14 protein-coding genes and 2 pseudogenes are annotated in these 17954 nt (G+C 71.0%); 9 read left to right on the top strand and 7 right to left on the bottom strand.

Translation table 11 applies throughout. From position 1 onward, the window contains the following. Positions 1 to 86 precede the first annotated feature (86 nt). From ACF08M_RS34310 to ACF08M_RS34300, 3 genes and pseudogenes are all read left to right on the top strand, one after another. Positions 87 to 275, top strand: a pseudogene (locus tag ACF08M_RS34310) (IS701 family transposase); the annotation flags it as partial. A 576-nt stretch (positions 276 to 851) separates the two neighbouring features. Next, positions 852 to 1577 carry a DUF5753 domain-containing protein gene (locus ACF08M_RS34305; RefSeq protein WP_392189180.1) on the top strand — a complete coding sequence of 242 codons (726 nt, stop codon included), beginning with the start codon at positions 852 to 854 and terminating at the stop codon, positions 1575 to 1577. Then, on the top strand, positions 1578 to 1703 hold the full coding sequence (locus tag ACF08M_RS34300) for a hypothetical protein (RefSeq protein WP_392189179.1): 126 nt from the start codon (positions 1578 to 1580) through the stop codon (positions 1701 to 1703). A 1071-nt stretch (positions 1704 to 2774) separates the two neighbouring features. Here the strand turns inward: ACF08M_RS34300 and ACF08M_RS34295 are convergent. After that, on the bottom strand, positions 2775 to 3407 hold the full coding sequence (locus ACF08M_RS34295) for a helix-turn-helix domain-containing protein (RefSeq protein WP_392189202.1): 633 nt from the start codon (positions 3405 to 3407) through the stop codon (positions 2775 to 2777). Between the two features lie 146 nt (positions 3408 to 3553). Between ACF08M_RS34295 and ACF08M_RS34290 the strand changes: the two genes are divergently transcribed. Beyond that, positions 3554 to 4540: an alpha/beta fold hydrolase gene (locus tag ACF08M_RS34290; RefSeq protein ID WP_392189178.1), complete on the top strand. Its 987-nt coding sequence runs from the start codon at positions 3554 to 3556 to the stop codon at positions 4538 to 4540. A gap of 354 nt (positions 4541 to 4894) precedes the next feature. Here ACF08M_RS34290 and ACF08M_RS34285 read toward each other — a convergent pair whose 3' ends face one another. Together ACF08M_RS34285 and ACF08M_RS34280 are read right to left on the bottom strand one after the other, a co-directional pair. After that, positions 4895 to 6112 carry an MFS transporter gene (locus ACF08M_RS34285; RefSeq protein WP_392189201.1) on the bottom strand — a complete coding sequence of 406 codons (1218 nt, stop codon included), beginning with the start codon at positions 6110 to 6112 and terminating at the stop codon, positions 4895 to 4897. Positions 6113 to 6162: 50 nt separating this feature from the next. Next, positions 6163 to 7317, bottom strand: coding sequence for a PLP-dependent cysteine synthase family protein (locus ACF08M_RS34280; RefSeq protein WP_392189177.1), 1155 nt, complete (start codon positions 7315 to 7317; stop codon positions 6163 to 6165). Between the two features lie 784 nt (positions 7318 to 8101). On the opposite strand from ACF08M_RS34280, the gene ACF08M_RS34275 reads away from it, so the two are divergent. Further along, positions 8102 to 8422 carry an SHOCT domain-containing protein gene (locus ACF08M_RS34275; RefSeq protein WP_392189176.1) on the top strand — a complete coding sequence of 107 codons (321 nt, stop codon included), beginning with the start codon at positions 8102 to 8104 and terminating at the stop codon, positions 8420 to 8422. A gap of 303 nt (positions 8423 to 8725) precedes the next feature. Next, positions 8726 to 9433 carry a DUF4328 domain-containing protein gene (locus ACF08M_RS34270; protein ID WP_392189175.1) on the top strand — a complete coding sequence of 236 codons (708 nt, stop codon included), beginning with the start codon at positions 8726 to 8728 and terminating at the stop codon, positions 9431 to 9433. Here the strand turns inward: ACF08M_RS34270 and ACF08M_RS34265 are convergent. Next, complete coding sequence (locus tag ACF08M_RS34265) at positions 9402 to 10013, bottom strand: glutamate-cysteine ligase family protein (RefSeq protein WP_392189174.1); 612 nt, start codon at positions 10011 to 10013, stop codon at positions 9402 to 9404. The two genes, ACF08M_RS34270 and ACF08M_RS34265, sit on opposite strands and share 32 nt — an antisense overlap. A gap of 477 nt (positions 10014 to 10490) precedes the next feature. Between ACF08M_RS34265 and ACF08M_RS34260 the strand changes: the two genes are divergently transcribed. The 3 genes from ACF08M_RS34260 (at position 10491) to ACF08M_RS34250 (ending at position 14099) form a co-directional block, all read left to right on the top strand. Beyond that, complete coding sequence (locus ACF08M_RS34260; protein ID WP_392189173.1) at positions 10491 to 10688, top strand: hypothetical protein; 198 nt, start codon at positions 10491 to 10493, stop codon at positions 10686 to 10688. Positions 10689 to 10876: 188 nt separating this feature from the next. Then, the gene (locus ACF08M_RS34255; protein WP_392189172.1) at positions 10877 to 12700 is read left to right on the top strand and encodes an ABC transporter ATP-binding protein; all 1824 of its coding nucleotides are present in this window, start codon (positions 10877 to 10879) and stop codon (positions 12698 to 12700) included. Between the two features lie 124 nt (positions 12701 to 12824). Continuing rightward, on the top strand, positions 12825 to 14099 hold the full coding sequence (locus tag ACF08M_RS34250) for an MFS transporter (RefSeq protein ID WP_392189171.1): 1275 nt from the start codon (positions 12825 to 12827) through the stop codon (positions 14097 to 14099). 4 nt (positions 14100 to 14103) lie between these two features. Here ACF08M_RS34250 and ACF08M_RS34245 read toward each other — a convergent pair whose 3' ends face one another. The 3 genes and pseudogenes from ACF08M_RS34245 to ACF08M_RS34235 form a co-directional block, all read right to left on the bottom strand. Beyond that, entirely contained in the window at positions 14104 to 15465 is a 1362-nt protein-coding gene (locus ACF08M_RS34245; RefSeq protein ID WP_392189170.1) for a carboxyl transferase domain-containing protein, read from the bottom strand. Further along, complete coding sequence (locus ACF08M_RS34240) at positions 15458 to 16918, bottom strand: acyl-CoA synthetase (RefSeq protein WP_392189169.1); 1461 nt, start codon at positions 16916 to 16918, stop codon at positions 15458 to 15460. Before ACF08M_RS34240 ends, ACF08M_RS34245 begins: the two co-directional genes overlap by 8 nt. Positions 16919 to 17099: 181 nt before the next feature. Further along, positions 17100 to 17825 (bottom strand): annotated as a pseudogene (locus ACF08M_RS34235) (nitrate/nitrite transporter); the annotation flags it as partial. Positions 17826 to 17954 lie beyond the last annotated feature (129 nt).

Below are 17954 nucleotides of genomic sequence, written 5' to 3'. Positions count from 1 at the left end.
TCACGTGGCGGGGCGGAGGCTGCGGATCCAGATGACTGATGCGCGAAGCTGAAGTCCCGCCATGTAGCTGTCGGGTGTCTTGTCGCGAGGAGTGCTTCCAGACCGCGAAGAACGAGTGCGGCCTGGACCAGTACGAGGTCCGCCGCTACGTGGGCTGGTATCGGCACGTCACCCTGGCCATGCTCGCGCACGCCTTCCTGGCCGTCACGGCACACCAGGCCGGGGAAAAGGGGGCGGAACCGATGAGGCAGCCGGGGCCATCGAGCTCACAGTAGCGGAGGTTCGGCGACTCCTGGCAGCTTGTCGTCCCCGGCCCTCACACCTGCGCGGACACCGAGGTCGACACCACGCGCTGAGCTGGTCGAACTGGCGCCGACGACGCCAAGCAGTCGCCCGCCGCTGTCACTACCTGCGGCGGTGTCGCACATTCGAGGGGCAGTCTCCGTGAGACCGCCCCTGCACGTTCGGAGTCCCGCTACACTCCCGCCACCCGGCGAAACCCGCAGGTCAGACACCGAAATCCTGCTGGAGTACTGGCCGGGATTCAAGGTGATCTATCAGCTCCGGCATCGGGCACTCCTCATCTGGCAGCCGCAGCCCACGTCACTCGCGTAGGCGATGATCTCCAGACAGTAGTCCAGCCAGGCCGAACCAATTCCGACCCCCAGCTGTCACCGGGGCCGAGTAGTTTCGGGACATCTGACGGAACGGCACCGCCGCACCCCTTCCGGCCCGCGCATGGGCTGGGCGGAAGGGGTGCGGCGGTGGTCGTGGGACTCCCCCCCGGGGCTTCCTGGGGGCTTCCCTGTGGTCTCTTGGGGACTCGGCACCAGGGTTCACTCAGCCGCATCATGAACGGCGACCGCGGCACCACCCCAGTCTTGGTGAAGGCCCTGCTCGACTGCTACGGCGTCACCGACCCGGGCGTCCGGGAGGACATCTTGGACCTGGTCCGTGCGGATCAGGCCCAGAAACAGTGGTGGTGGCGCAAGTACTCCGCCGTCATCAACACCACCCAGTACGGCGGCTATCTGGAACTGGAGCAGAGCGCGACCACTCTGCGGTCCTACGAGCCGCAACTGGTCCCTGGGCTCCTGCAGACCCCTGAGTACGCCCGCCAGGTCATCACCGCCATGCGCATCGATCTGGACGCCAAGCAGATCCAGGACCTGGTGGACGTGCGCATGAAGCGCCAGTCCCTGCTGGTCCGCGACGACGCGCCGAAGCTGTGGGCCGTCATCGACGAGGCCGCCTTCCGCCGCATCGAGTCCAAGCCGGCCGTCCTGAACGAACAGCTCGAACACCTGCTGGACGTCGAGCCCCGCACGAACATCACCCTGCAGCTTCTACGGTTCGACGCCGGGTTCCATCCCGGCTTGTACGGATCGTTCATGCTCATGGGTTTCCCCGAGCCCAACCCGGACGTGGTCTGGGTGGAGAATCTGACCAACTCGGTGTACTTCGAGGGATCGGACGATGTGGGGCGCTACACCGAGGTCTTCGACCATCTGCGGGCCACGGACCTCGGCCCGCCCGAGACCCGCAGCCGTATCAAGGACATGCTCAAGGAGCTGTAAGTGAGCAACACCAAGCCCAACCCCGCCGAGCTGGACTTCTCCGGCGTCACCTGGGAGAAGAGCCCGTTCAGCGGGGGAACTTCACCGACCGCCTGTCCCTCCGACCGGGACACAGCCGAGTCGTAGGCTTGTGATACTCAACGTTTTCCACGCCAGCGAAGATGCGAGTCGCTCATTACGGATAGTAGTTGTGCGAGGGTGCGTAGCAGCGGATCTGAAGTTCCAGATCACGGAAGTCCGGCGATGGTGAGGGCGATACTCTTTCCCGCCCTTCTCTGCAGCAGTACTTGCGTGTGGCGGTGGTGCGGCGGACGCCGCACGGTCCCCCGTTCCAGCCGGATCGAGGGGGGTGCAGCCGGATGGAAACGGGTGGCTATGTCCGTTGTTTCGGCATCGTCGCAGGTGAGAGGCGTCACTCTTATGGGTTCGAGTCCCACCCGCCCCACTGAGTGACCCCAGGCAGAATCGTTTTGGCCTGGGGAAACACGTTTTGTAGGGGGCATTTCGCGTGCAGCGGACGCTGCACGGAGGTGCAGCGAACGTGAGTCTTCGCGCGCCAGAGAGGTCCCCTGCGTGGCTGTGGCCTGGGCTTTTTTCGTGGCGTGTTGGTGGGAGCGCCGTTTGACGGTCCCACCCGCCCGTCATGGATTCTCCTTGCCGCCTCCCTTGCCGGCGTGGATTCCGGCAGTTGGATGCCGACGGGCCTGGTCGAGAGCGGATCGACGGTAGGTCCCGGACTGGGGATCTCCGGCTTTGGCCGTCATGTGTTTTCGCGGCAGAGGCGTCGATTGCATGGGCCGTGCCGGAGGTGGAGGTCGAGCCAACCCGAGGCGCCCGGGATGCGACTGTCGTCTGGCATGGTGCGCCGTCCTTGTTGTGGCGCGATTTCCTGGCAGGGATGGGGTGTTGATGCGGCTTGGGTGTGGGGCAGCTGGGGTGGGGCCATGGTGGCGTGGATGTTTGCCAAGCTTGGTCCGTCTCGGGCAGCAACTGAATGAGAATGGCTACTTCGCTCGGTAAAGTCCCAGCTCAGCAAGTGTTGTCCCCGCGCCCGCGGGGATGGTCCGAGGAACCTCTTGCCGAGGTGCTTGAGCCGAAGCACGCTAGTTGTCACCGGCAGAGCCGGATGACGTGGCGAAGGGGACCGAACGAAGCAGCGTGGTGGTCACCAGCGAGGCACGCGGCTTGTCACCATGCTCATTCAGCAGCCTTTCTGTCACCAGTCCCGCGACGCCCAGCGGCTGGAGGGGTGCGCGGCCGTAGACGTTCTCCCTGAGGCCCGAACATGATCAGATACTCGACGGGCCCGTCGGATCCGGCGTTCCCGACTCCGTGGGGGACGCGGGTGTCGAACTCGACGACGTCCCCGGCAGTCAGGACGAGGTCCTGGTCACCGAGTGCGAGCCACAACCGCCCGTACAGGACGCACAGCCACTCGAAGCCCTCGTGGGATACCTGCCGGGGCCGTCCAGGCGGCTCCGCGACGGCAGGCAGGACATGCTTGTGGGCGTGCAGGCCGCCGACGTACCGGGTCAGCGGCAACACCGCCTTGTCGTCGCCGAAGCTGTACGCCGCCGTGCTGCGGGGCTCGGCCGCAGGGGCGGGTGCGGTGCCGACCAGCTCGTCCAGGGAGACCCCGTATTCCTTCGCCAGCTGCAGCACCACCTCCAGGGTGGGCTTGCGCCGGCCGGTCTCGATCCGCGACAGAGTACTGGGCGAGATGCCGGTCGCGCGGCTGACATCGGCGAGTGTGACGCCACGGCGCTCGCGTACGACCCGCAGCCGGGGCCCCATCTCCGCCAGCGTCTGGGCCACGTCGTCACCTGCCACCATCTCCCGGTCCTTCCCGCAGCGCCGCTTCACCGCCCTGTCCTGCAAGCTTGCCAGAATGGCAACGCTGATCGCGCCGAGTGGCCGCCGCGCCGCATGATCGATGGGTACCCGCCGACCGCCCGCGAACCGAGGAGAAGTCCCCCATGCAATCCGAGCCGACCGCCGCACTCCGCCACCGCACCGTCGAGGCCCCTGCCGGGCGCCTGCACCTGGCCGAGCAGGGCACCGGCCCGCTGATCCTGCTCGTGCACGGCTTCCCCGAGTCCTGGTACTCCTGGCGCCGCCAACTCCCGGCCCTCGCCGCGGCCGGATACCGGGCAGTGGCGATCGACGTACGCGGCTACGGCCGTTCCTCCAAGCCCGCCGCGACCGACGCCTACCGAATGCTCGACCTGGTGGAAGACAACGTCGCCGTCGTGCGCGCCCTCGGCGAGGAAAGCGCGGTGATCGTCGGCCACGACTGGGGCTCCAACATCGCCGCCGCCTCCGCACTGCTCCACCCCGGAGTCTTCCGCGCGGTCGGCTTGCTGAGCGTCCCGTATGCGCCACCCGGCGGCCCCCGCCCCACCGACATTTTCGGCCAGATCGGCGGCCCCGAGCAGGAGTTCTACGTCTCCTACTTCCAGGAGCCCGGCCGCGCCGAGGCGGAGATCGAGCCCGATGTCCGGGGCTGGCTCGCAGGCTTCTACGCGGCCCTGTCCGCCGACACCATGCCAGCCGAGGGCGAACCCGACCCGCACTTCGTCTCCCTGGGCTGTCAGCTGCGCGACCGTTTCCCCGCAGGCCCGCTCCCGGCCTGGTTGAGCGAGGAGGACCTCGACGTCTACGCCGGGGAGTTCGAGCGCACCGGCCTGACCGGCGCCCTCAACCGCTACCGCAACATGGACCGCGACTGGGAAGACCTCGCCCCCCACCGCGGAGCCCCGATCAAGCAGCCCGCCTTGTTCGTCGGCGGCGCACTGGACGCCTCCACCACCTGGATGGCCGACGCCATCGACGCCTACCCCACCACCCTCCCCGCCCTGTCCGCCTCCCACCTCCTGGACGGATGCGGCCACTGGATCCAGCAGGAACGCCCCGACGAGGTCAACAGCTTGCTGACCGACTGGCTCGCCACGATCCAGGGCTGAACCAGACGGGTCCGCAGTTTCGAGATGGGTCCGTTCCTTCGGTAACTTCGCAGGTGAGACGTGTCACCTGCATAGGTTCGAGTCCCACCCGCCCCACTCAGCAGAATCGTTCTGGCCTGCGGAAACGTCCCTGCGTAAAGGACGCGGCAGGTCTGTCTCCGCACCGACGCCTCGTGCGATCCCCTGGCGATGGCCGTCGTGGAGTCCACCGGGACCGGGGCGGGGGCTCCTGGGCGTCCGGTGTCCGCAGTACGGCGACGACCCTGTCGTGGAAGGCGCTGGGCGCGAGCCCCCGAGACGTCCTTCTCGGGGGCTCGCGCCCAGGTGCGGTGCCCTTCCCTGTGGTTGCCGGGGTCAGACGGTCAGTGGTACGGGCGCCGGGGTGCCGATGCGGCCGGTGTGTGCCAGCCCGTACACGGCACCGGCGCACCCCAGTCCGGTCGCCGTCAGCACCACCCAGGTCAGCCACAGCGCGTGATGGGCGGTGGCGAAGTCCCAGAGTGCGCCGGTGGCCAGGTTCCCCAGCGTGACGCCGAGGCCGGAGACGGTGTTGTAGAGGCCGTAGTGCGTGGCCACCAGCCGGTTGCCGGAGAGTGCCACGACGGTGTCCATCTCCAGCGGGTAGACCACCGCACTGCCCGCCGCCAGCAGGACGACGGCCACCGCCAGGGCCGCCAGTTCGACCGGGGTCCGCCACATCCCCGTACCGGCGGCCTGGGCGAGGGCGAGCGGGGTGAACGCCAGGCCCATCGCGGCCAGTCCGCGCACCATCGCCTGCGAACGGCTCCACCGTGCCTTCGCCCAGGTGGTCAGCCTGAGTTGCCCGGCGACCGCCACCGCGGCGGAGAGCACGAACAGGCCGCTCGTGGCCTTCGTCCCATCGGCCCCGAGCGCGGCGTCGGCGGCCATGGGCAGGGCCAGATAGACCTGGAAGGTCAGCACGTAGGAGCCGGTCATCGCGAGCGAGAACAGCAGGAACGGCCGGTTGGCCGCCACCTGGCGCCACTGCGCGAGCACCCCGCCCGCACCCCCGCCGGCCTTGGCGGCGGTGGCGCGGCGGGCAGGCAGCGCACGGCCTTGGAGCACGGTGAGCGCGGCGAAGATGGCGGCTGCGACGGTGCACACCAGACGGAAGTCGGCTGCCAGCAGGGCGAGTCCGACCAGCGGGCCCAGCAGCATCCCGGCCTGGTAGAAGACGTTGAACGCGGCGAAGGCGTCCACCCGCCGCTCGCCGGCCTCGACGGCGACGTAGGCGCGCACGGCGGGGTTGAACAGCGCCCCGGCGAACCCGGTGGCCGCCGACGCGGCCACCAGGGCGGGCAGGCTGTCGACCCACCCCAGCAGGGCGAACCCGCCGGTGCGCAGCAGACAGCCGGCCATGATCGGGGCCTTGTAGCCGAAGCGGTCGGCGATGGTGCCGCCGATCAGGAACATGCCCTGCTGGGAGAAGTTCCGCACCCCCAGCACGAGGCCGACCGCCCAGGCCGCCAGCCCCAGTTGCCCTGCGAGGTGAGCGGCGAGATAGGGCATGAGCATGTAGAACGCGAGGTTGATGGCGAACTGGTTCACCATCAGCAGCCGCACCGCCGGAGAGAAGCTCCGTGCCGTCGCCACCAGCGCCTTCACCGGGTCACCTGCGTCGGCTTGAGCTTCTCGGCGGCCGTGCGGGTGGTCCCGGCCAGGGGATCGCGGACCGCCGTGCAGCGGCTCCAGCGGACGACGACCCGCTCACCGGGATGCGCCAGCTCGTCCGGCGCGTCGGCGGGTTCCTGGCCGAGCAGCCGATGGGTACGGCACCAGGTGTCGTCGAAGACCGTGCCGACATACCTCTGCGGGCCGTCGGGGAACACCGCGGCGATCCGCGTCTTTGCCGCCGATGTGGCGGCGAGCCGACGGGCGACCAGCGCGACCGCACCCACGCTCCATCCGCCCGTCGCGTACCGGGCCTTCGCCAGGGCGCGGGCCGACCAGACCGCCTCACCGGCGGCGACCCACTGCACCTCGTCGAACAGGGCGTAGTCGACGTTGCGCGGGTAGATGCTGGACCCCAGCCCGCGCATCAGCCTCGGTGCGGCGGGCTGACCGAAGATCGTGGAGCCGCAGGTGTCGACCCCCACGATCCGCAAGGCGGGGAAGAAGCCGCGCAGCACCCGGCCGACGCCGGCCGAGTGCCCGCCGGTGCCCACGCTCACCACCAGCGTGTCGATGCGGCCGAGCTGCGCGACCAACTCGTGGGCCAACGGGGCGTAGGCGGCCACGTTGTCGGGGTTGTGGTATTGATCCGGACACCAGGCAGCCGGCCGTGCCGCCAGCAGCTGGTCGACCTTCTCGCGGCGGGCCTGCTGCCAGCCGCCCACCGGATGCGGCTCGGTCACCACATGCAGTTCGGCGCCGTAGGCGGTGAGCAGGCCGCACATCAGTGGCTCCATGCCGGGGTCGGTGACCACCGCCACCGGATGCCCGAACGTCACCCCGGCCAGCGCCAGGCCCAGGCCCAAGGTGCCGGAAGTGGACTCCACGATCGGTGCTCCGGGCAGCAGTTCGCCGCGTTCGCGTGCGCGGGCCACCATGTACAGGGCGGTCCGGTCCTTGATCCCGCCAGGGTTCTGGCCTTCGAGTTTCGCCCAGAACCCCTGGCCGGTGCTGGTGAACGGCTCACCGACCCACAGCAACGGGGTGTCGCCGACGAGTCCGGCCGGGGTCCGGGCGGCCGGTCCGGACGCGAGCAACCGGGCGGGCGGATGGGCAGAGGTAGTGCAGGTGTGCGGAGATTTCATTGCGTGTGGTCTCCCGCGACCCCGCCCTGCGGCGGGCCGCGTGGTCGTGACGGTTGTTCAGGACGCGCGAACGCCACCACGGCACGACGGGGCCATCCGGCCACTCCCGTCACGCCGGGCGGCGCGCCCCGATCACGTTCGCCACACTCCCAGCACCGCCCGCACCCGTCGGTGCTTGCCGTGCCCGCCGGGTGTCCCCGTCTTTGGAGCTCTCCGCCCGGCAACCGCCCCGGGCGCCGGCTCCACCATGCTCGTGGACGCCACCGCCTCCGGCGCCGGTGCCACGCACACGTCCCGGGACAGCACGCTGGGGCCATCGCCCCCCGTGCAGTCGGCGAACCGCAGCCCCCGCTCCCCGACGACCGGAGGGGACAGCGGACTCGACGCCGGCACGGCGATCGCGTCCGCGGCCGCGAGCGGAATCGAGTCGGACACGGCCGCGCGCCCGAACTCGGGCCCATGGGCGCAGGCCAGCACGTGCACGAGAGCGGCCAGCACCACAACGAGAACCGCTGGGAGCGCTGACGACCGGGAGTGACGCCGCATCACGAACACGTCACATACGGTACCTGGTCGACTACTCGGAGTGCTTGACCGGTTCGGCTGTCAGGCAGTTGCTGTTCGGGCTCCTTCGCAGTCCTGCGCCGTCCCGCTGTCCACGGGTGTGACCGGCATGTCCGCTCTCTCTCGTCCACCGCGTCCGGGCGAGAGAGGATGGAATGTGAGGCGTTCTGCGGGCGCCGGGCCCGCACCCCCGCCGGACAGCAAGGGGGAGTGATCTTTGATGATGTACTGGTACGACCACGGCATGGGCGGGTGGGGCTGGCTCGCCATGATGGCCGGCATGATCCTCTTCTGGACGCTGATCGTCATCGCCGTCGTCCTGCTCGTCCGCGCATTCAGCCGGAGCCATCCGGCCGGCGGCCGGCCCCCCGTCACACCCGGCCGGCCCGAGTCCGGCTCGTCCTCCGCGGAGCGGATACTCGCTGAGCGGTACGCGCGTGGCGAGATCGACGACGACGAGTACCGGCGTCGACTGACCACCCTGCGCGGCTCCCCGCCTGGCTCCCCGCCTGGCTCCCCGCCCGGCTCGGCCGAGCCATGACCGGGCTCGCGCCTGCCCGCAGGCCGCCGGCATGAACCGGCGCGGACGCCGACGCGGTGAGGGTTCGGCGAAGCACTGCGGCACCGGCACCCCTCTCCCGAGGGGCCGATTCCTCTCGCAGGAGCCGGTCGGCTCCTGCGAGAGGAATCCGGAAGGGTTCCGGGCCTCGCAGCGCCCTCGCCGTACCTGTTCCACGCCGCCCGTTCCGTGCCGCCCCCTGCGGCGGATCCCGGAACCGCTCCCCCCACTGCTCGACACCTTCGCGGGTGTGACGCCCGGGGCGGTGGAGCCGCTGGTCGGAGTGTGAACACGAATACGACGCGCGCCGCCGCCCCCTCGCCCGCCTACCTCGCGGTGCTGCGCTCACCGATCGGCCTGGGGCTGGCCACTTCGTTTCTGCTCGCCGCCGTGATCGTCACGGATGTACTGTCGCTCGCCTCGGGGGGACATCTGTACGTACTGCTGCGCGGCGCGGCGGATCCCGAGGCGGACCTGCTCACGGTGCCCGGGGTCGAGGACGGGCAGCTCAGCTACAGCCTCTTCGGCCTGCTCCAGAGCCTGATCTACCTCACCACCGGAATCGTGTACGTGTGCTGGCTCTACCGGCTGCGCGACAACGCCGAGGTCTTCGCCCCGGGCACCCACCGGTGGGGCCGCAGCTGGACTGGCTGGGGCTGGCTCGTCCCGGTCGTCAACCTGTGGTTCCCGCGGCGGATCAGCCTCGACATCTGGAACGCGAGCCGTCCTGAGGGGCCGTACGCGCCCGACCGGCCGGGCCGTGGTCCGATCAACCTCTGGTGGGGCTTCTGGCTCGCGCAGGGCTTCTTCGCCCTGGCCGGCGGAGCGGTCTACGACATGGCCGAATCGATCGGCACGGCGAACGTGGGACTCGGCCTGCTCACACTCGCCGACCTCCTCGACATCGTCTGCGCCGTCCTCGCGATACGGCTGGTCCGCGCCCTGACACACATGCAGCACCTCAAGGCGATGCACGGGCCGGCCGGTAGCTGAGGCCCGCCCGCAGGGCCGGCACGGCCGGGATGTGGTGATGGTGCGGTCCGTCGGCCCCGCGCAGTTCGAGGGTGCGGCGGACATGGGCATGGGTCCAGATCTGCGACAGGTGAGAGGTCCAGTCGTGCATCGTGGGCATGGTTCCGTCGTCGAAGCCCTGGTCCAGGATGGTGGCGAAGGGGCGGTCGGGAGCCGCGCGGTACCTTCCGTCGGCGGACCGGTGGTAGAGCATGGGAACGCGCAGGGCCCAGTCGATGACGTCTTCGACGCTGACGTCCGGGCGCAGGGCAGGGGGAAGCGTGCCGCAGCGGCGTGGGTCCATGCGCGGCCACGCGTCCGAGCGGTGCGACAGGATTCCGTCCGAACGCCCGGCCTGCAGGGGCGAGTTGACGAACAGTGTGGCCACCATGGGTGCGGCGGCCGTGTGCATGCGCAGTTTGCCGGTGAAGCCCTCTCCGTTCAGGCAGTCCACATGAACCTGGGTGGAGAGTGATGTCGTCGTGATCTGCGGGGCGCCGCTCCCGGCGGTTCCCAGGCGCTGGAAGAAGTCGCGCGGCGACTTGCGAGAGGAATCGAACAAATAGCCTAATTTGGGGCGGGGTGAGGCGAGGCGCCTTCCTTGCTTCCGCGGGGTCTGGTGAGCCTCCGGGTAACCGGCCGGATGTGTCCGCGCGTATCCAGTTACGGAACGTGGTCCGCCCGGATGACGCACCTTCTGGGTGGCGGCCGCCTCGCCTCACCGCATCGGAGCAGTCCGGTCGGAACTGCTGGAAATATCCGGTACATCGGTAAAGCCGCAGGTGAAATGGGTCGCCCGTCGGACCCCTCGTGCCGTCAGGTGGCGTACGGGCGGCCTTGTTTACGGGTGGCGGAATGCGCTTTTGTGGGGCATCCGGAGAGTCACTCGTGGCAACGCTCCGAAGGTTTACGGTATTTCGTGAAATTTGTTCGGATTACGGCTTGTACGGGTTGTTGGCCGCAGGGGGCAGTCGTAGTGTCGAAAGTGCCGCAGCAAGAGCAAGGAGCGGCACAGCGCAATCCTCCAGAGGAGGCGAAGATGAAGGTACGCAGCATCTTCGACCACAGGGACAGGGACCACGGCGGCGACTACGGAGGCGGTCGCGGAGGCGATCGCGGAGGCGGTCGTGGCGACTACGGACGCGGATTCGGACGCGGCCGGGGCTTCGACTACGGCGGCGGCGGCGGAGGCGGCCGCGGCGGTGGCGGTCGTGGCGGTGGTGGCGGTAGGTACTGACCCGACGTCCCTGACACCAACCCCGAATCGAGGCAGGCTCGCGCTCCGGCGCGGGTCGGTCTCGTGGTTCTGGGGTCCGCGCCTATGGAGATGGTCCATAGTCCGAGCACCTCTGTGACGTGACGCCCATGCGCCTGCGCAGCTCGCTTTGGGGCCAAGACCCCTCCGAAGAGACCTCTCAGGACTCGGTGACGGACGTACCGATCCGCACCGATCCGATCAGCATCGTGGTGGCGTTCCGCCGCTTCTGGCCACTGACCGCGGGGGACCGGCGCTGGCTCGTCCTCATCTTCATGTGCGCCGTCCTCGCCGCCGTCGCCGAGACCATCACCGTCCTGCTCTTCGCCGAACTCACCGACAAGGCCCTGCAGACCGGCTCCCTCAGCGCCTTCTGGAAACCGGCGGGCCAGTGGCTCGCCGTGGCGGCCATCGGCGCGGTGGTGGGGTATCTGGGGCACTCGGTCGCGGCCTGGGTCGCCGAACGTTTCGTGATGCGGCTGCGGGCCCGTGTCTTCAGCCACCTCCAGACCCTTCCGCCGCACTTCTACCAGCGCAATCGCCGCGGCGACCTGGTGGAGCGGCTGACCGGTGACGTGGAAGCCATCGAAGCGCTCGTGGTCTCCGGCATCGTCGGGGCGGCCTCCGCCCTGTTCAGCACGTTCTTCTACGCCGCCGCGGCCCTGTGGCTGCGCTGGGATCTGGCCCTCGCCACCTTCGTCATGGTGCCGTTCTTCTGGTTCACGACCCGCCGCTTCGCCGGGCCTCTGCGCGCGGTGTCCCGGCGCGGCCGTGCGGCCGACGGCGCCGTCACGGCGGTGGTCGAGGAGACGCTGGTCAACGTCGTCATGACGCAGGCGTACAACCGGCAGCCCGACGAGGAGGCGCGGCTCTTCGGCAAGGCACGCATCCGGCTGAAGACGGCGGTGAGGGCCGTCCGCCTCACCGAGTTCTACGAGCAACTCGTCGAAGTCCTGGAAACCGTGTGCGTACTGACGGTCATCGGCCTGGGGGTCTGGGAGATCTCCGCGCACCGGATGACCCTGGGGCAGCTCCTGGCCTTCGCCGCCTTCATCGGCTACCTCTACCCGCCGATCCGCTCCCTGGGCCAGCTCGGCCTGACGGCCACCGCCGCGACCGCGGGAGCCGAGCGGCTGCTGGAGATCCTCGACGCCCCGCCCGCCGTCACCGACCCGGCCGCTTCCGTGCCCGCCCCGCCCCGGAGCCGCGCGTTCGGCGAGGTGGAGGCGCGCCAGGTCCGCTTCCGCTACCCCGACAGCAGCGAGCCCGTTCTCCGGGACCTCTCGTTCACCGCGAGCCCCGGAGAACTGCTGGTCATCACCGGTCCCAGCGGTGCGGGCAAGTCGACCCTGGCGGCTCTGCTGCTGAGGTTCTACGACCCGGACGCCGGCAGCGTACGGCTCGACGGTGCCTCCGTGGACCAGCTGCCACTGACCTACCTGCGGCGGAACATCACGCTGCTGCCCCAGGAGACACTCGTCCTGCACGACACCATCGAGGAGAACATCGGCTGCGGACGCGCCGATGTGACCCACCGTGACGTAGTGGAGGCGGCGCGGGCGGCCGACGCCCACGCCTTCATCCGGACATTGCCGGAGGGATATGACACTGTCATATCCACCGGCACATCCCGGCTCTCCGGCGGTCAGTTGCAGCGCATCGCGATCGCCCGCGCCATGCTGCGCGACGCCCCCGTGCTCCTGCTCGACGAGCCCACCACCGGACTGGACCGACTGGCCGCACAGCGCATCCTGGCGCCGCTGCGGCGCCTCGCCGAGGGACGCACCACCATCGTGATCACCCATGACCTGGCCCTTGCCGCGGACGCCGACCGCATCCTGGTCCTGGACGAAGGGCGCCTGGTGGAATCGGGCACCCACACCCAACTCCTGGGCCGCAAGGGGCTGTACGCCACCCTGTTCGAGCGTCGTGTCCCACCCCGCGACGGCACCGTGTACCCGCCCGTCCGCCCGTCCGGAATCCACTGGCGGTAGGCCGGCGCGGGCGGCCCCCAACTGCGCGGCCGGCCCGGCTTCCTGACCCGCCGGCCGGCCGCGTACGGGGCGTGCCCGAGGCCGGCCGGCCGACGGGTCAGGAAGCCGGTCGCTACCATCCGCTGTGACCGAATCAGCCGGAACAGCCGAAGAACCCGCACACCGCACCCGCATATTCGCCGACCTGACGCCCCTGCGGACCTCCCCCGACTACCGGCGGCTCTGGTTCGGGAACACGGTTTCCTGGATCGGGCAGGGGATGACGGCACTCGCCGTCTCGCTCCAGGTCTACGACATCACCGGCTCCGCCTTCTCGGTCGGACTCATCGGCTTCTGTTCGTTCCTGCCGCTGGTCGTCTTCGGGCTGTACGGCGGGGCCGTCGCGGACACCATCGACCGGCGCAAGCTGGGGCTCGCCAGCTCCGCGGGGTCGTTTCTGCTCTCCGTCGGGCTGGTCGCCGCCACCGTCGCCGGGGTGGAACAGGTGGGACTGCTGTACGCGGTCGTCGCCCTGCAGGCGGCCTGCTTCGCCGTCAACTCACCGGCCCGCAGCTCGATGATCGCCCGGCTGCTGCCGGCCGAGCAGCTGCCCGCCGCCAACGCGCTCACCTCCATGACCAGCACCACCGGCACACTGGTCGGGCCGATGCTCGGCGGGATCGTCGTCGGCTGGTGGGGGTACCGGGCCGCGTACACCGTCGACGCCGTCACCTTCACCGCCTCGCTGTATGCGATGTGGCGGCTGCCCTCGATGCTGCCGGAACGGGGGGAGGGCGCGGGGGACAAGCGGGCGTCCGTCGCGGACGGGCTGCGCTTCCTGGCGGCCAGGCCCAATCTGCGGATGACCTTCTTCACCGATCTGTGCGCCATGGTGCTGGCCCATCCCCGGGCGCTGTTCCCCGTCGTCGCCGTGGTCTGGTTCGGTGGTGACGCGAAGACCACCGGGCTGCTCGTCGCCGCTCCGGCGCTGGGGGCGCTGCTCGGCGGGGTGTTCTCCGGCTGGCTGGGGCGCATCCGCCGCCAGGGCCTCGTCGTGCTCCTCGCCGTCGCCTGCTGGGGCACCGCCATCGCGCTCTTCGGGCTGACCCGTCAGCTCTGGCTCGGGCTGATCCTCCTGGCGCTCGCCGGGGGCGCGGACACCACGTCGATGGTCTTCCGGAACACCATGCTCCAGGCGGCCGTACCGGACGAGATGCGGGGACGGCTGCAGGGCGTGTTCATCGTCGTGGTGGCCGGCGGACCGAGGCTCGGCGACTTCCTGGCCGGATCGGTCGCCGATCTGACCTCGCCCGGCCTGGCGGTGACCGGCGGTGGGATCGCCTGTGTCGTCGCCGTGTCGCTGCTGGGGTTGCGGTGGCGCGGGTTCGCGCGGTACGACGCGAAGGACCCGCAGCCCTGACGGCTCAGTCCCCGGGCGGGGCGGGCCGCACCACGGCGCGGGCGATGCCGAGTTCCACCAGGTCCTGGGGGCGCAGCCGCAGCTGGTCGGCCGTGGCGTGCACCTCGTCCGGGGTGCGCTTCAGGATCGCCGCCGCCGATTCCGGGGCTGTCACCGAGAAATAGCTGTCCTGGGTGACAAAGGTGTTCCCCGGTGCCGCCAGGGCCAGCGCGCCGCCCGAACCGCCCTCGCCGATCACCAGCGTCGTGACGGGGACCCGGGCCTCGGCCATCGCCGCGAAGGTGTCGGCGATGGCCGCGCCCGCGCCCGCCCGTTCCGCCTCGGCGCCGTTCGCCGCGCCCGGGGTGTCGATCAGGGTGAGTACGGGAACACCGAGCCGGTCGGCCAGCCGGATCACCCGGGCCGCCGTGCGGTAGCCGGCCGGTCGGGTCGCGGTGCCGCACTGGGCGACGTACGCGATCGTCCGGCCGCCGCGCCGCCCGAAACCACAGCGCAGCCCCGGATCCGTACCACCGCAGCGGTCGCCGCCGAGCGGGAGCAGGTGGTCGAAATACGCGTCCAGATATGCCTCGGCGCGCGGCCGGGAGGGGGAGCGGGCCTGCCGGACCGCGTCCCAGCCGGACACCGGGAGACCGGTGGCGGACAGGGCGTCCGGCACCGGGGCGGGGCCGGGGGCCGGGGAACCGGGCGCGTGGAGCGCCTGCAGCCAGCGGGCCAGTGTCTCCGGGAGCTCGTCCGGCGGGACGACGGCGTCGATCTGGCCCGCGGCCAGCTGGCCCTCGGCGGTGTACGCGCGGGGGTCCGCGTCCGCGGGCCGCACCCGGGACCCGGCGAACCCCACCTGGGCGCCCGGCAGCGCCAGGATCACATCGGCACCCGCGCCCAGCGTCGCCCAGCCGCCGCCCGTCGTCGGATCACGCAGGACCGCGAGCTGAGCGGGGCCGGCCGCCCGCAGCCGTGCCGAGGCGCGGGCCACGCGCTGCAGCTGGGTCAGGGCGACCATGCCCTCCTGCATCCGGCTGCCGCCCGTCGCGATGAGCGAGACCAGCGGCAGTCCCCGGGTCCGGGCGGCCTCGTACGCGGCCTCCAGCCGGTCCCCGGTGCGCTGCCCGAGTGAGCCGCCCAGAAATCCGAACTCGAACGAGACCAGGACACAGCGCCGGCCGCCGATCGTGGCGAGGCCGTGGACGACGGACTCCTCCTCGCCGGTACGGGCGGCGGCGCGGGCCCGGGAGTCCGCGTACCCGGCCCAGGACAGGGGCCCGTCCCCAGCCGAGCCGTGGTCGGCCACGCCGGATTCGACGAACTCCTCGAACCCGGTCGTGACGGCCGCGATCACCGCCCTCGCCGTCAGCCGGTCAGGCATGGAGCGACCGCTTCATGATCTTGCCCAGGTCGTTGCGGGGCAGCGCCTCCAGGTAGCGGACCGCGCGCGGGCGCTTGTGCGGGGACAGCTGGGCGGCCACATGGTCCGCGAGCGCGTCCTCGGCCGGGGGCGCGGCGGGGTCGGCCGGCACCACCCAGGCGACGATCCGCTCGCCCAGATCGGGGTCCGGTTCGCCGGTGACGGCGGCCTCGCGGACGCCGGGGTGGTCGAGGAGCGCGTTCTCGATCTCACCGGCGCCGATCTTGTACCCGCCGCTCTTGATCAGATCGGTGGCCTTGCGGCCGACGATCCGTATGTAGCCGTCGGTGTCGCGGGTGGCCATGTCCCCGGTACGGAACCAGCCGTCCCCGGTGAGCGCGGCGGCGGTGGCGTCGGGGCGGTTCAGATAGCCGGTGAAGAGGTTCGGGCCGCGTACCTGGATCTCGCCGATGGCGTCGGGGGCGGTGAGGACGGTGCCGTCCTCCTCCACCAGACGGAGTTCGACGCCGCGCAGGGGGGCGCCGACCGTGCCGGGGCGCGGTTCGCCGTCGGCCCGGACGCCGGTGTTCATCAGGGTCTCGGTCATGCCGTACCGCTCGATGACCCGGCGGCCGGTCGCCGCCGCGATCCGCTCGTGGTCGTGGACCGGCAGCGCGGCCGAGCCGGACACCAGCAGCCGGGCCCCGGCCAGCGCCTTCGCCAGCCCGGCCGCGGCGGTGCCGGTGCCCTGGAGGGCCTCGGCCAGCCGGTGGTACATCGTCGGTACGCCGAAGAGCATCGTGCCGCCGGACGACAGCTCCCGGGCCACCCCGTCGGTGGAGAACCGGCCCAGGTGCCGTACCGATCCGCCCCGGCGCAGCGGCCCGAGCACGCCCAGGATCAGTCCGTGCACATGGAACAGCGGCAGCGCGTGGACGAGCACGTCGTCACCGGTCCACTGCCAGGCGTCCTCCAGTGCGTCCAGCGACGCGGCGATCGCCCGCCGCGGCAGGACCGCACCCTTGGGCGGGCCCGTGGTGCCGGAGGTGTAGACGATCAGCGCGGGGGACTCGGGGGAGGGCTCGGGGAGCGTGGCGCCCGCCTCCCCGGCCGGGGAGGTGTCGACATCGATACGGTCCAGCGCGGCCAGCGCCGGCGGGAGGACATCGCCCGGCGCGGCGAGCACCGTGCCCGGTTCGCTGTCGGCCACGATGTGCCCGAGTTCGCGCGTCCCCGTCTTCGGGTTGAGCGGCACCGCCGGCACTCCGGCCCGCAGTGCGGCCACGACGGCGACCACGGTCTCGGGCGTGGGCGTGGCCCAGACGGCGACCCGCCCGGCGCCGGCGAGACGCGCGGCGAGCGCGGTGGAGGCGGTGGCCAGCCGGTCGTACGTCATGGAGTGTTCGCCGAACCGGGTGGCTTCCCGGACGGAACCGTCGTCCGGCACACACAGAAGAGGAGTCACCCACCGCACCCTAGGGCCTCTCGTCCGAGGACGTAATCGTGGCGGCGGGAACCCGGCCCGCCCGGGGCCGGACGGCCTCCGTGTTCCCGAACCGCGGCGGTGGGGCGCCCGAACCCGTGCGAGGCCGGCCCCTACTCCCGCTGAAGTCCGCCGGGCCGCGTACTTCGCCCGGGGTCTTGTCGGCCGGCCTCTACTCCCGCTGAAGCCCCCGCATGCGCCCGTACGCGTACACGCATCCCGCCAGCGCCAGGTCCGACAGCAGCATGAAGCCGATCGAGTAGGACCCCTTCGCGCTGTAGATCGCCCCCATCACCAGCGGCGGCACGAAGCCCCCCAGACCGCCCATCGCGCCGACGATCCCGGTCACGCTGCCCACCTTCGGCTGCGGCGTCACCTGTGAGACCAGGGCGAAGACGCTGCCGCTCGCGGTGCCCAGGCCCGCCGCCATGCAGAGCAGCGCGACCGTTCCGCCCGGGGCCAGTGCCGGATCGAAGGCCTGGACGATCGCCATCAGAGCGGCCAGGCAGAGCGCGGCCGCGGTGACCAGGGCCGGGTGGACGCGGTCCGAGAGCCAGCCGCCGATCGGCCGGAAGACGACGGTGACCAGGGCGAACCCGGCGGCCTTCGTGCCGGCGTCGGTCGGCGGGAGGCCGTACCAGGTCTTCAGATACGTGGGGAGGTAGACGCCGAACGCGACGATCCCGCCGAAGCCGATCGCGTACAGCGCGGACAGTTCCCAGGTGACCCGCAGCCGCCCCGCGCCGGCCAGCCGGCGGACCAGCGATTCGGTCGGCACCGGGCGGTCCGGGCGGTCGCCGACCAGCACCGAGGCCAGCGCCGCATACACCACGAGCGCGCCCGCGACGACCAGGAACGGCAGATTGTCGCCGTGCTCGGCGATCCGCGGGGTGAAGTAGCGCGGAGGACTGCTTGACGGCTGTATCCACCCCCTCAGTCAAGAGCCGGTCAAAGCCGTGGGCCCGCCGGGATGCGCCATGCGGGGAAACGCGGCCGGGGCCGTGGACGCCCCGGGAACGAGGTGAGG

The organism is Streptomyces sp. NPDC015032, assembly GCF_043080425.1.
In the GTDB taxonomy this organism is placed as follows: Bacteria; Actinomycetota; Actinomycetes; order Streptomycetales; family Streptomycetaceae; genus Streptomyces.
Note: the sequence above shows the minus strand (reverse complement) of the source record. Positions and strands in the feature narration are given on the sequence as shown.

Bases quoted from the DNA above. Each gene is read 5' to 3' on its own strand.
- ACF08M_RS34305 (WP_392189180.1), top strand. From the start codon at position 852: ATGAACGGCGACCGCGGCACCACCCCAGTCTTGGTGAAGGCCCTGCTC.
- ACF08M_RS34290 (WP_392189178.1), top strand. From the start codon at position 3,554: ATGCAATCCGAGCCGACCGCCGCACTCCGCCACCGCACCGTCGAGGCC.
- ACF08M_RS34285 (WP_392189201.1), bottom strand. From the start codon at position 6,112: ATGGTGAACCAGTTCGCCATCAACCTCGCGTTCTACATGCTCATGCCC.
- ACF08M_RS34280 (WP_392189177.1), bottom strand. From the start codon at position 7,317: ATGAAATCTCCGCACACCTGCACTACCTCTGCCCATCCGCCCGCCCGG.
- ACF08M_RS34275 (WP_392189176.1), top strand. From the start codon at position 8,102: ATGATGTACTGGTACGACCACGGCATGGGCGGGTGGGGCTGGCTCGCC.
- ACF08M_RS34260 (WP_392189173.1), top strand. From the start codon at position 10,491: ATGAAGGTACGCAGCATCTTCGACCACAGGGACAGGGACCACGGCGGC.
- ACF08M_RS34245 (WP_392189170.1), bottom strand. From the start codon at position 15,465: ATGCCTGACCGGCTGACGGCGAGGGCGGTGATCGCGGCCGTCACGACC.